Below are 13,288 nucleotides of genomic sequence, written 5' to 3' on the forward strand. Positions count from 1 at the left end.
ATGCTGACTCAGATGCGGATGCTGACTCAGATGCGGATGCAGACTCAGACGCAGATGCTGATTCAGACGCAGACGCTGACTCAGATGCAGATGCAGACGCAGACGCTGACTCAGATGCGGACGCTGATTCAGATGCGGATGCTGATTCAGATGCAGATGCAGACGCAGACGCTGATTCAGATGCAGATTCAGACGCAGATTCAGATGCAGATGCTGACTCAGATGCAGATTCTGATTCAGATGCGGATGCTGATTCAGACGCAGACGCTGACTCAGATGCGGACGCTGACTCAGATGCGGATGCTGACTCAGATGCGGACGCTGACTCAGACGCAGACAGTGACTCAGATGCAGACGCTGGAATAACAGAAAATACTTCAGATAACAATAGTGGTAAAGGAATTGCGAAAGCGGCTACTATCAACGATCATAATAATTCAAATAATGGAAAAGATTTACCAGATACAGGTGAACAAGCAGCAACAAATACTACATTATTCGGAGGATTAATTGCTGGTATTGGTTCATTATTCTTATTTGGTCGTCGTAGAAAAGATAATAAAGAGAGTAATTAATAAGTAGTGAAAGGCATTACTATTAATGAATTTAGAGAGGTTAAGTCGAAAGGCTTAATCTCTTTTTTTAATAGAAAAAATCATAAGCATCTCGGTAAATGAAAGATGTTACTGTATATTGTAGTTTTATTTTATTGTATTTAAAATTTTGTTCGGGTAAATAATTGTAAATTACAACATTGTACAATACAAAATATTTTTATAAATATTATGTTTATAATTAAAGTGTTGAATATTTGAATGGCTCGAAATATAATATTTTTTGATAAGTGCTCATATAAACAAAATGACTTATCAGAATGAAAGAATAATTTTTTAGGAGGAATGAATAATGAAAAAGAAACCAAAATCGAGAAGTAGTAAAATAGATTTTATTTCTAATAGATTAAATAAATATTCTATTAGAAAATTCACTGTTGGTACTGCTTCAATTTTGGTTGGTGCAACATTATTATTTGGGTTAAGTGATGAAGCTAAAGCTGATGAACAAGCAGGCGCAACTTCATTACAAGCACAATCAAAGAATACTGTAAATGATGAAGATTCAAGTGAAATAAAATCTGGAAATTCATCTGTATCAACAGAAAATGCTAACATAGAAGAACATTCAACTGAGGATGTTAAAAATTCTGAATATACTACAACTAACCAAAATGTAGAAGAAGCGAGCACAGAAGATAAGGCATCAGACCAAACTGCAGAAGAAGCGAGCACAGAAGATAAGGCATCAGAACAAGCTGCAGAAGAAGCGAGCACAGAAGATAAGGCATCAGACCAAACTGCAGAAGAAGCGAGCACAGAAGATAAGGCATCAGAACAAGCTGCAGAAGAGGTAAACACAGAAGGAAATACAACAGAACAAGCAACTTCAGAACAGCCTGTTCAAAATAATTCTAGAGTTGAAAAATCACATAATATAGAAGAAGCTAATGAAAATTCAGCAGAAGTTCAACCTGTTGAGAATGATAAATCGACACTTGTAGACTCTATTGCTAAGGATTTATACAACAAATCTGAAGTTACAGAAGCCGAAAAAGCTAAGATAGAAAAAGTATTACCAAAAGATACTTCAAATTTATCTAAGAAAGAAATTGAAAATATAGCTTTAAGTGAATCACTTAAAGAAACTGCTAATAAGAGAGATACTCAACCTAGAGCTACTTTCCGTTCAGTTAGCAGTAATGCTAGAACAACAAACCTTAATAATTCAGCAACTGCACTAAGAGCTGCTGCACAGAACACAGTTACTAAAAAAGGAACAGGTAATTTTAATGAATATGGAGATATAATCCATAAAGATTATAATGAAGAATTCCCAGGTGAGGGAGAACTTACTGCATTTAATACTCACCACAATGCAGATACAGGGACTAAAGGTGCATTAGAATACAAGAACAAAATTGATTTTAGTGATGACTTTACAATAACTGTTCCAGTTGCAAATAACAACCAAGGTAATACAACAGGAGCAGATGGTTGGGGCTTCATCTTTACACAAGGTACGGGACAAGACTTTTTAAACCAAGGTGGTATTTTAAGAGATAGAGGTATTGCAAACGCTGCTGGTTTTAAATTGGATATGTCTTACAATAACTACCGTGGCCAAAAAGATCCATTAGATGCTGACAAAGAGAATAATATTAAAGAAATTGGTGGTGCGTCAAAAATTGGTTACGGTACATTTGTAAAAAATGGTGCAGATGGTGTAACTAATCAAGTAGGAACTAATGCTCTTAATTCAAAAGATAAACCAGTAAATAAAATTCAATATGCAGATAATACAACTGAACGTAATGATGGGAGATTCCATGGTCAAAGATTTAATGATGTTGTTTTAAGTTATAACGCAGCAACAAGTACATTAACTGCAACATATGCAGGAAAGACTTGGCAAGCTACTACAGAACAATTAGGAATAGATAAATCTCAAAAATATAATTTCTTAATTACTTCTAGTCATATGCAAGACAGATATTCTAATGGAATAATGAGAACAAATCTGGAAGGTATCACAATAACTGAACCACAAGGTGCTATAGTTGATGGTACGCCAGAAGTAGCTAAAGAAAAAATACCATACAGAACTGTAAGACAATTTAACCCGGACTTAGCACCAGGCACAGAACGCGTGAAACAACCTGGTAGAGAAGGTGAGAAAATAATTACTACACCAGTAAAAGTTAACTCTAAAACAGGTGAAGTTGTTGAGAGAGGTGTTCCAGTTACACAAATTACGACGCCAGCTACAGATGAAATCATCGAGTATGGTGGTGTAGAAGTACCTCCAGGACACCATGAGGAGTTTGATCCGAATTTACCAGTTGGTACATCTAAAGAAGTACCTGGTAGACCAGGAGTTAAAAATCCAGATACTGGAGAAATTGTTACTCCACCAGTGGATAGTGTGACTAAGCGCGGTCCAGTACCAGGTGACCCAATTGTGACGAAAGAACCAATACCACATGAAACATCAAGAGAATTCAATCCAGACTTACCACCAGGTACAGAGCGCGTGAAACAACCAGGTAAAGATGGTGAGAAAACAACAACAACACCAACAACGAAAAACCCATTAACAGGCGAAAAAGTTGGAGAAGGTGACCCAGTAACAGAAATTACAACACCACCAACAAACGAAATCATTGAATATGGTGGAGAAGAAGTGCCACCAGGACATAAAGATGAGTTCGATCCAAACTTACCAGTTGGCGAAACAGAAGAAGTACCGGGTACGCCAGGAGTTAAGAATCCAAATACAGGTGAAATCGTGACACCGCCGGTGGATAGTGTGACAAAACACGGTCCAGTACCAGGCGAACCAATTGTGACGAAAGAACCAATTCCATATGAAACAACAAGAGAATTTAATCCAGACTTACCACCAGGTACAGAACGCGTGAAACAACCAGGTAAAGATGGTGAGAAAACAACAACAACACCAACAACGAAAAACCCATTAACAGGCGAAAAAGTTGGTGAAGGTGACCCAGTAACAGAAATTACAACACCACCAACAAATGAAATCATCGAGTATGGTGGAGAAGAAGTGCCACCAGGACATAAAGATGAGTTTGATCCAAATTTACCAGAAGGTGAAACAGAAGAAGTACCAGGAAAACCAGGTATTAAGAATCCAAATACAGGTGAAATCGTGACACCGCCGGTGGATAGTGTGACAAAACATGGTCCAGTGCCAGGTGAACCAATTGTAACGAAAGATCCAATACCATATGAAACAACAAGAGAATTCAATCCAGACTTACCACCAGGTACAGAACGTGTGAAACAACCAGGTAAAGATGGTGAGAAAACAACAACAACACCAACAACGAAGAACCCATTAACAGGTGAAAAAGTTGGAGAAGGTGACCCAGTAACAGAAATTACAACATTTAACGATAAAAGAACAATTCAGAATTGTATATTATGATGGTGAAGCTGCTTTAGCGTTATTAAGACTTTATCAAATTGATCATAATGAAGAATGGTTGAATACTGTCAAAATGTTATTTGAAATGTTTATAGAGAAAAAATATTGGAAATACCATGATCACTGGTTAGGATATTGTACAAATGAATTAGTACAAATTGACCCACAAGAGAAATATTATAAATTTGGCATTCAGAACGTATCGAGTTATTTAGATTATATGCAACAAAGGGAAACGACATTCCCAACATTTTTAGAAATGTTAATGGCGACTTATCACTTAGTGGAAAAAGCTAAGAAGACTGGCTATGCTGATCTTGTTGAAACTTATTTAGATGAAGAAAAATTCATTAAGACAATACATATAAGAGCTGATTATGAAAGAACAGGTTACTTTTATCCTGAAATTGCAATGTACTTTAAAAATCCAGCACGTATTGTGAATTCATTCTTTATTAAACATCATGGCTATAGAGTAAGAATAGATGATATTGAACACTATTTATCAGGGTATGTTCAATACCAAAAAGTATTTAAAGATTCTAGTATTGCTTAAGGTTGATTTAATGAATGACTTTAAGTGATAATATGTATAAAGTTATTTTGAAATAATAAAAAATGATGTACGAAGGAGTCTTTTTAATGCAAGAGAGAAAATTAGTCGCTGAAAAAGAAATCGAAGTTAATGTTTATGATATTGATGCTATGGGCATTGTGAGTAATATTGTGTATGTAAGATGGTTTGAAGATTTAAGAACTGCTTTTATTAACCAATATATGACTTACTCAGAAATGATGAAATTTAATATATCACCAATATTGATGAGAACTGAGGCAGACTACAAAGTACCATTGACGATCCATGATAAACCAGTTGGTAGATGTTGGTTAGTTAAAGTGAGTAGAATGAAGTGGGAACTTGAATTCGAAATTGCTACAGAAGACAAAGTGCATTGTACGGGATTTCAAAAAGGTGGATTTTATAACGTGGTAGATGAGAGAATAGCACAAACACCGAAAATATTTTTAGAAATATAAGTTAGGGTGGCATATATGACAAATAATCAAGACACGTTATTGAAACCTATTGCTGTTTTTGATGCGGGAATTGGTAGTTATTCAATTGTAGAATTGTTAAAAAAGACATACCCAAATCAAGACATAATATATCTGGCAGATCGCAATCAGTTTCCTTATGGTCAAAAATCTATCCATGAATTAGAAACTGTAATCACACAAACCATTCATTATTTAGAAAAGTGGAATCCTCGTTTGATTATCGTGGCATCTAATGTACCAACGATTACTATTTTGGATAACATGAAAGATAACTTTGATACTGAAATCGTAGGTGTTTATCCACCGGTGAAAGAAGCATTAGAGAAATCTTCTAGTAAACAAATAGGTATTTTAGGTGTTCAATCCCTAATTGAAAGTGATGCATTAAATGAATTTATAAACAATGAAGTTTCTTCAAGTCACGTATATCAATTAAATGCTTCTTCATTAGTTGAATTAGTTGAAGACGGTTCATTTATATCCGATAAATATCGTACTTTAATGACTGTGAAGAATTTTATGGATGATATTATAGACCAACATGAAGAAATCGATATATTTACATTATCTTCTACACATTTACCGTGGTTGTATAGTTATTTTAAAGAGTTATATCCGCATATCATGTTTATTGATCCTGCTCAAACTGTTATTGAACAAGCAGAATCATACACTTCCAACGGTCATGGGACGATTAAGACACTAGTAACTGAAAATGCTGACTATACTATAGAAGGTTTTGAATCCATACTTGAAAAGTTAAATATAAACTTAGACATTGAAAAGGTCGAGATAAATTAAAATTTTCATTTTACAACTTTAGATTATATGTTAGTATATCTTAACGATTAATTTAAAGGGGGTAAATGATGTTTGATATCGTATCTTTTCAACTGTTTTTAATCACAGTGCTTATTATCTGTATCACACCTGGTATTGATATGATGTTTATATTAAATAGAAGTATTTCACAAGGTAGAGATGCAGGTATATATTCAGCATTAGGTGTATCGGTAGGTGCAGTTGTTCATACTGTACTGTCAGGATTAGGGTTGTCCGTTATTTTACAAACTTCCGTGGTCTTATTCACAATTATTAAAATTGTCGGAGCAGTATATTTAATTTATTTAGGTATACAAATGTTTATAAGTAAACAATCGTCAATTTCAATAAAGAAGACTGTGTATCAATCTCGTAGAAAACTATTTGTACAAGGCGTGATCACGAACGTTACCAATCCAAAGGTAGCACTATTCTTTATTTCCTTTATTCCACAGTTTATTTCAGTGGATAATCAGTACGGTCCAATACCATTTTTAATATTGGGCAGTATTTTCGCAGTAATGGGTGCGATCACATCATTTATCATTGCGATCTTTTCAAGTAGTTTAACAACAAAATTAAGAGATAATATCGTAGCAGAAAAAATTATCAATAAAATAAGTGGCGCAGTATTTGTCATATTAGGAATAAGTCTATTCGGTACAAAATCATAAAGAAGTGAAAATGGCGCGGAACATTGAATAATGTCCCGGCCATTTTTTATATTGAGGAATAATAGAGTGAGGAGCGTTGTATTTATCAAGACTGACTAATCGTAGGAAATAGAGGCGTTGAATTTATCAAGAGTGACTAAACAAGATAAATAGAGGCGTTGTATTTATCAAGACTGACCAAACAAGATAAATAGGAGCGTTGTATTTATCAAGACTGAGCAAACAAGATAAATAGGAGCGTTGTATTTATCAAGACTGAGCAAACAAGATAAATAGAGGCGTTGTATTTATCAAGACAGGCAAAACAAGATAAATAAGAACCTCGCACATTGCAAGTGGGGCGTGACTAGCAACATTGGAGGTCTGAATATTGCAAGTGGGGCGTGACTAGCAACATTGGAGCCGTGAATATTGCAAGACGACCCAAACAAGCAACATAGCTCGCTCGTATGTTGCAAGACGACCCAAACAAGCAACATAGCGCCGCCGTATGTTGCAAGACAGCCCAAACAAGCAACATAGCTCGCCCGTATGTTGCAAGACGACCCAAACAAGCAACATTGGAGGTCTGAATATTGCAAGTGGGGCGTGACTAGCAACATTGGAGCCGTGAACATTGCAAGTGAGGCGTGACTAGCAACATTGGAGCCGTGAATATTGCAAGTGGGGCGTGACTAGCAATGTTGGAGCCGTGAATATTGCAAGACAGCCCAAACAAGCAACATAGCTCGCTCGTATGTTGCAAGACGACCCAAACAAGCAACATACGATCCTCACGCTCCACACAAACCGCCATCCCACAATTAATACACCCATCCACCACACCTCAAATATAAAAAAAGGCTGAGGCAGCGGTCAATTTCCGCTGTCTCAGCTTTTCTTTTTATTATATTTGGTTTAATGCTTGGTTTAAGTCTTCTACTAAGTCTTCTGTATCTTCTATACCGATAGATAAACGGATCATGCCGTCTGCGATACCTTCTTTATGACGAATTTCTGCTGGTATTGATGCATGTGTCATAAGACTTGGTACTGAAATTAAGCTTTCTACCGCGCCTAAACTTTCTGCTAATGTGAATAATTTTGTATGTTTAATGACTTCTTTTGCTTTTTCTACATCAGCAACTTCAAATGAAATGATACCTGGGTAACCTGAAGCTTGGTCGAAGTGAATGTCGCGATTCACATGGTCTTCGTTTAATGGATGAATTGTTTTAACAACATTTTCATGTTTGTTTAGTAATGCTACGACTTCTTTAACGTTTCTATTGATTTGTTCTACTCTTAAACCTAATGTTTTGATACCACGTGTTAGTAAATAACTATCTTGAGGTCCTAAAATACCACCAGTTGAATTTTGGATGAAGCCAATTCTTTCTCCAAGACTTTCGTTAGCTGTTACAACTAAACCTGATACAACATCACTATGTCCACCTAAGTATTTAGTAGCTGAGTGAAGTACAATATCAGCACCTAGGTCTAATGGATTTTGGTAATAAGGTGTCATAAATGTATTATCTACAACAGTTAACATGTCATGTTTTTTAGCAATGTCACTTGCTGCTTTAATATCTGTTACTTGAAGTAACGGATTTGATGGTGTTTCAATAAATAACATTTTAGTTGTATCTTTAATAGAAGATTCGATATTGCTTACATCAGTTGTATTGATAAAATCAAATTCAATACCGAAGCGAGAGAATACTTTTGTTAATGCACGGTAAGTACCACCGTATACATCTGAATTAATTAAAATATGGTCACCTTTGTCTAATAACATGATGACTGCTGAGATTGCTGCCATACCTGAACCGAAAGCATAACCATTTGTACCGTGTTCTAAATCCGCGATTAATGTTTCTAATGCTGTACGAGTAGGGTTAGCTGTTCTTGAATATTCATAACCTTGTCTTAAATTTCCGATTCCGTCTTGTTCATAAGTACTTGTTTGATAAATTGGTGTTGTTACCGCACCTGTATATGCATCTGTTGTTTTACCGCCATGGATGAGTAATGTTTTTTTATTCATAATCTTTTCCTCCATAATTAAATATATTTTTAGACATATATCTATCACTGCCATCAGGGAAAATGACGACAATATGTCCTTGTTCGATTTGTTTTGAAATGTCAATTGCTGCTTGTAATGCTGCGCCTGATGAACTACCAGCAAGAATACCTTCATTTAATGCAAGACCTGATACATTTGTAAATGCATCTTGATCCGAAATGACTTTAATATCATCGATTAAATCTCGCTTTAGAAATGGTGGCCACTTTTCAACGCCAATACCTTCAGTATCGTGAGCATGCGCTTCGCCACCAGCAAGAATGCTTCCTTCAGGTTCTACAATGATATTACGTACTTGATGTTCTTTCATGACTGAAGCTATTCCTGTAAAAGTTCCGCCAGAACCAGCGCCAGCAATCAAATGCGTGATGTCTGGACATTGTTCAAGAATTTCTGTCGCTAAAGTATGAACATATGCTTGTGGATTCTCATCATTTTCAAATTGATTGATGTAATAAGCGCCGTATTCTTCAGAGTAGGTCTGTGCTTGTTGACGCGCACCTAACATACCTTCTGAACGTGGTGTTCTTCTTACTTCAGCCCCTAAAGCTTTCATGATGTTCATCTTTTCTTCCGAGAATCCTTCAGGTGCAAAGATAACGCAGTTCATATTGTAATGGTTCGCTACGATAGCAAGTCCAATACCTGTGTTACCGGCAGTGGCTTCAACTATTGTATCTCCAGAACGAATATTACCTTCAGCTAGTGCATGTTCTATCAGATGCTTGCCAAGTCGATCTTTAATGCTGCCACCTAAGTTATAACTTTCTAATTTCGCAAATATTTTCACGTTGTCTGTACTGTAATGTTCCAATAAGACAAGTGGTGTATTCCCGATTAAATCAAATGCTTTCATCCCATTACCCCAATATAAAATTAATAAATATCTTAGTTTTTCAATAAGAATTATAGGTTAAACATTATTAAAAATCAACTAAATTAAATTTGTTAGAATATTGAAAATATAATAAAAACAAAGTTAGTATATTTTTTATACTCGAAACTGTTGACATTTATTAGTGAGGGCGTTACAATTATCTCGAAATCGAAATAATATTTGAATAGGTGATGAACATGGATAGAACGAAAGAATCATTAAAAGCGCTAGTAGGTATAAAACGTACAAATGATACGTTAGATCGTATTGTTAAACAAGATATGAAGAACTACGGTTTAAATATTACTGAATTTGCTGTAATGGAACTTTTGTATCATAAAGGTGATCAACCTATTCAAAAAGTAAAACAACGCATCTTAATTGCAAGCAGTAGTACAACTTATGTCATCGATCAACTTGTTAAGAAAGGATTTGTAACACGTCGACAAGATGAGCAAGATAAACGTATTACGTATGCTGTTCTGACTGAAAGTGGACATGAATTGATGGAACGTATTTTTCCACAACATGCCGAAACAATTGAAAAAGCATTTTCTATATTAGATGACGAAGAGCTTGCGATTTTTCGTAGAGCACTTAAAAAAATAAGCGCAAATTCTACTGAGTAGTGGATAGCGCAAATTTTTTTACAACTTATTATTTCGAATTCGAAATAAAAATAAAGAAAGAAGGAAACTATAATGAGTAATCCAGAACTTATCGGTATCCATCACGTAACTGCAATGACAAATGATGCAGTAAGAAACTATGAATTTTTCACACAAGTACTAGGTATGCGTTTAGTTAAGAAAACAGTAAACCAAGATGATATATATACGTACCATACATTTTTCGCAGATGATCAAGGATCTCCAGGTACAGACATGACATTCTTTGATTTTCCAAATAATCCGAAAGGTAGTCGTGGTACAAATTCAATTAGTCGTGCAGCATTCAGAGTGCCAAACGATGCAGCGCTTGAATATTATTTAAATCGCTTTGAAGAATTTGGCGTTAAACATGACGGTATCCAAGATTTATTCGGTAAAAAGGTATTACCTTTTGAAGAAGAAGACGGTCAAAGATATCAATTAATTTCAGATGAATTAAATGAAGGTGTTAAACCAGGTATTCCTTGGAAAAATGGTCCAGTACCTGAAGATAAAGCAATTTATGGATTAGGACCAATTGAAATTACAGTGAGCTATTATGAAGACTTCAAATCTGTATTGAAACAAGTTTACGGTATGAAACCAATTATTGAAGAAGAAAACGTGACATTGTTAGAAGTTGGAGAAGGCGGTAACGGTGGTCAAGTTATTTTGAGAAAAGACGACCAAGGTCCTGAAGCAAGACAAGGTTATGGTGAAGTGCATCATGTATCATTCAGATTAAAAGACCATGAAGCGATTAAAGCGTGGGAAGAAAAATATAACGAACTTCGCATTGGTAACTCAGGTAATGTCGATAGATATTATTTTGAAGCGCTATACGCAAGAATTGGTCATATTCTTATAGAAGTATCTACTGATGGACCAGGATTTATGGGAGACGAACCTTATGAAACATTAGGTGAAAGTCTTGCATTACCACCATTCTTAGAAGCAAAACGTGACTACATTGAATCTGAAATTAAAGCTTTTGATACAAGTAGAGAACATTAATGAGAAAAGGTGTGGTTAAGGTGAAGGAGATACGACTAGAAGTCTTATCGCAGAAAGAAAACTATAAATTGTTAATAGGATCTATTATTCCTAGACCAATTGCATTAGTCACAACAGAATCAGATGATAACGTACTGAATATAGCACCGTTTAGCTTTTTCAATGTTGTATCTTCAGACCCACCGATTCTTTCTATCGCAGTACAAAGAGTGAATGGTGAAATGAAAGATACTGCACGAAATATCATTCAGAATAAAGAAGCGGTTGTGCATATTGTAGATACAGATAATGTGCGTGATGCGAATCAAACAGCAGCTATGTTAAGTCATGAAGAGAGTGAACTCGAACGTACGAATTTTGAAACAGTAGATTCAGTTGAAGTATCTGTGAAAGGCTTGAAGCAAAGTAAAGTTCGATTTGAAGCGGTTCTATATGATGATATTGTAATTGAAAAAGACGGACAACCTATTTCAGATTTATTATTGGTTGAAGTAAAGTATTATCATTTTGACGAACGTATTTATGATGATGGCTATATTAATAAAGAAAAGCTCAATGCGGTAAGCAGACTTGCTGGGAATGATTATGCTGAAATTGGACACACATTCACAATCGAAAGACCATAATATGATGGGAGATAGTAAATATGAAACATATATTTAAACAAGGTGCACAAGGTAAACCAGTATTTCTATTACTTCACGGAACAGGTGGAGATGAAAGAGATTTATTACCATTAGCAGAAATGCTTGATCCGACTTATAGTATTTTGAGTGTTAAAGGTGAAGTATCTGAAAATGGTATGGCTAGATATTTCAAAAGACTCGGAGAAGGGCAATATGACTTAGAAGATTTAGAATATAGAGGACAAGAACTGTATCAATTTATAGAAGAATCGTCTAAAGAATATGGTTTTAAATTAGAAGATGTTATTCCAGTAGGATTCTCTAATGGTTCTAATATGGCGATTAACCTCATATTAAGAGAACAAACACCATTTCAAAAAGCATTACTCTTTGCACCACTTTATCCATTAGATTTAGAAAATAATCATAAAGATTTATCTCATTTTAATGTCTTTTTATCAATGGGTGCAAGAGATCCAATCGTTACAAACGCACAAAGCGAGCGCGTGATAGAAATATTTAAAGAACGTAACGCAACAGTGACAGAAGCATGGGTTAACAGTCATGAAATTACGCAAGAAGCGGTACTTAAAGCTAAAGAAATATTATAAAAAGAAGACCAGCTCGGGTGAGCTGGTCTTTTCTTGTGTGAGGGAGTGAGTGGGAGAGGGAGTATGAGTTAGAGTAGGAGTGGCTAACGATCAAGAATCGAAAACAAGATCGTTAGAAATTCTAACGTTCAAGAAAACGAAACAAGATCGTTAGCCAGCGAAATCAACCCAGAATTTGAAAAAATATAAGGAACCCTAAGCGCTAACGTTCAAGAATCGATATAAATTTTACGAAATTAAATATAATAATTATAATACTGACATTTTTCAAATTATTTTTTCTCGGAAAATTGAGGTAAATAAACTATATAGTGATATATTAGATTATAGAAATATAACTAAAGGATATGGAAGGTGACGAAGTATATGAAAGTATCAATGAAATTAATGGTTGGTTCTTTATTATGCACGATGATGTTAGTCTTATTATCAGCTTGTGGTAAGGAAGAAACTAAAACTTTTACTGGTGAACAAAACAGAGCAGATGTTGAAATGACGTATACATATAAAGGGGACAAAGTGTTAAAACAAACATCTAAAATCACAATTGATTACAAAGATTTTAATATTACTGAAGATAGCCAGAAAGAAGAATTAAAGAAACAGTTTGAGACTGAAAGTAAAAAATTCCAAGATATTAAAGGTGTTAAGGAATCTGTTAAAAGTAACGATAATCAATTAATCGAAAATGTTGAAGTTGATTATGAAAAAGCTGATTTCAAAGAATTAAGAGATAATAATGTTGTTGATATTATTGGAGATACTGATAAAGGCGTAAGCATGAAAAAATCAGAAAAATTTATTAAAGAACAAGGATTCAAAGAGAAAAAATAACATAATAAAAAATCTCATGTGGCACTGAATGATTCAGTCACATGA

The 13,288-nt window shown here is 34.9% G+C and carries 12 protein-coding genes and 1 pseudogene; 11 read left to right on the plus strand and 2 right to left on the minus strand.

Going from position 1 to position 13,288, the window contains the following annotated elements; genetic code table 11:
• From LQ617_RS14965 to LQ617_RS14990, 6 genes and pseudogenes are all read left to right on the plus strand, one after another.
• Nucleotides 1–575, plus strand: a 575-nt coding sequence (locus LQ617_RS14965; RefSeq protein ID WP_239740727.1) for an LPXTG cell wall anchor domain-containing protein, incomplete at its 5' end; no start/stop codon positions are given.
• Nucleotides 576–906: 331 nt separating this feature from the next.
• Nucleotides 907–4,005 (plus strand): E domain-containing protein, encoded by a 3,099-nt coding sequence (locus LQ617_RS14970; protein WP_275590294.1) that lies wholly within the window; start codon nt 907–909, stop codon nt 4,003–4,005.
• A pseudogene (locus LQ617_RS14975) lies at nt 3,968–4,561 on the plus strand (poly(glycerol-phosphate) alpha-glucosyltransferase); the annotation flags it as partial. The gene LQ617_RS14970 and the pseudogene LQ617_RS14975, both read left to right, overlap by 38 nt.
• An 86-nt stretch (nt 4,562–4,647) precedes the next feature.
• Complete coding sequence (locus LQ617_RS14980; protein ID WP_239740728.1) at nt 4,648–5,043, plus strand: acyl-CoA thioesterase; 396 nt, start codon at nt 4,648–4,650, stop codon at nt 5,041–5,043.
• A gap of 15 nt (nt 5,044–5,058) precedes the next feature.
• Complete coding sequence (locus LQ617_RS14985; protein ID WP_239740729.1) at nt 5,059–5,865, plus strand: glutamate racemase; 807 nt, start codon at nt 5,059–5,061, stop codon at nt 5,863–5,865.
• Between the two features lie 68 nt (nt 5,866–5,933).
• Nucleotides 5,934–6,560 carry a LysE family translocator gene (locus LQ617_RS14990; RefSeq protein WP_107576649.1) on the plus strand — a complete coding sequence of 209 codons (627 nt, stop codon included), beginning with the start codon at nt 5,934–5,936 and terminating at the stop codon, nt 6,558–6,560.
• Between the two features lie 886 nt (nt 6,561–7,446).
• On the opposite strand, the gene LQ617_RS14995 is transcribed toward LQ617_RS14990, so the two are convergent.
• Both LQ617_RS14995 and LQ617_RS15000 read right to left on the minus strand, forming a co-directional pair.
• A complete protein-coding gene (locus LQ617_RS14995; RefSeq protein WP_239740730.1) occupies nt 7,447–8,589 on the minus strand; it encodes an aminotransferase class I/II-fold pyridoxal phosphate-dependent enzyme in 1,143 nt (380 codons plus the stop codon).
• A complete protein-coding gene (locus LQ617_RS15000) occupies nt 8,582–9,487 on the minus strand; it encodes a PLP-dependent cysteine synthase family protein (RefSeq protein WP_239740731.1) in 906 nt (301 codons plus the stop codon). The genes LQ617_RS14995 and LQ617_RS15000 overlap by 8 nt, the downstream gene beginning before the upstream one ends.
• 218 nt (nt 9,488–9,705) lie before the next feature.
• Between LQ617_RS15000 and LQ617_RS15005 the strand changes: the two genes are divergently transcribed.
• The 5 genes from LQ617_RS15005 (at nt 9,706) to LQ617_RS15025 (ending at nt 13,243) form a co-directional block, all read left to right on the plus strand.
• Nucleotides 9,706–10,137 (plus strand): MarR family winged helix-turn-helix transcriptional regulator, encoded by a 432-nt coding sequence (locus LQ617_RS15005; protein ID WP_159315928.1) that lies wholly within the window; start codon nt 9,706–9,708, stop codon nt 10,135–10,137.
• 72 nt (nt 10,138–10,209) lie between these two features.
• Nucleotides 10,210–11,172 (plus strand): ring-cleaving dioxygenase MhqE, encoded by a 963-nt coding sequence (gene mhqE, locus LQ617_RS15010; RefSeq protein ID WP_037559987.1) that lies wholly within the window; start codon nt 10,210–10,212, stop codon nt 11,170–11,172.
• A 20-nt stretch (nt 11,173–11,192) separates the two neighbouring features.
• Entirely contained in the window at nt 11,193–11,798 is a 606-nt protein-coding gene (locus LQ617_RS15015; RefSeq protein ID WP_345773057.1) for a flavin reductase family protein, read from the plus strand.
• A gap of 20 nt (nt 11,799–11,818) precedes the next feature.
• The gene (gene mhqD / locus LQ617_RS15020; RefSeq protein ID WP_126477827.1) at nt 11,819–12,409 is read left to right on the plus strand and encodes a methylhydroquinone degradation carboxylesterase MhqD; all 591 of its coding nucleotides are present in this window, start codon (nt 11,819–11,821) and stop codon (nt 12,407–12,409) included.
• A gap of 366 nt (nt 12,410–12,775) precedes the next feature.
• Entirely contained in the window at nt 12,776–13,243 is a 468-nt protein-coding gene (locus LQ617_RS15025) for a YehR family lipoprotein (RefSeq protein ID WP_239740733.1), read from the plus strand.
• Nucleotides 13,244–13,288 lie beyond the last annotated feature (45 nt).

This window comes from Mammaliicoccus sp. P-M59, from assembly GCF_022386135.1.
GTDB lineage: Bacteria > Bacillota > Bacilli > Staphylococcales > Staphylococcaceae > Mammaliicoccus > Mammaliicoccus sciuri_A.

Excerpts from the sequence above, each read along its gene's own strand:
- mhqE (WP_037559987.1), top strand. The coding sequence starts at position 10,210 with ATGAGTAATCCAGAACTTATCGGTATCCATCACGTAACTGCAATGACA.
- LQ617_RS15025 (WP_239740733.1), top strand. The coding sequence starts at position 12,776 with ATGAAAGTATCAATGAAATTAATGGTTGGTTCTTTATTATGCACGATG.
- LQ617_RS14980 (WP_239740728.1), top strand. The coding sequence starts at position 4,648 with ATGCAAGAGAGAAAATTAGTCGCTGAAAAAGAAATCGAAGTTAATGTT.
- LQ617_RS14970 (WP_275590294.1), top strand. The coding sequence starts at position 907 with ATGAAAAAGAAACCAAAATCGAGAAGTAGTAAAATAGATTTTATTTCT.
- LQ617_RS15005 (WP_159315928.1), top strand. The coding sequence starts at position 9,706 with ATGGATAGAACGAAAGAATCATTAAAAGCGCTAGTAGGTATAAAACGT.
- LQ617_RS14995 (WP_239740730.1), bottom strand. The coding sequence starts at position 8,589 with ATGAATAAAAAAACATTACTCATCCATGGCGGTAAAACAACAGATGCA.
- LQ617_RS14990 (WP_107576649.1), top strand. The coding sequence starts at position 5,934 with ATGTTTGATATCGTATCTTTTCAACTGTTTTTAATCACAGTGCTTATT.
- LQ617_RS14985 (WP_239740729.1), top strand. The coding sequence starts at position 5,059 with ATGACAAATAATCAAGACACGTTATTGAAACCTATTGCTGTTTTTGAT.
- LQ617_RS15000 (WP_239740731.1), bottom strand. The coding sequence starts at position 9,487 with ATGAAAGCATTTGATTTAATCGGGAATACACCACTTGTCTTATTGGAA.
- mhqD (WP_126477827.1), top strand. The coding sequence starts at position 11,819 with ATGAAACATATATTTAAACAAGGTGCACAAGGTAAACCAGTATTTCTA.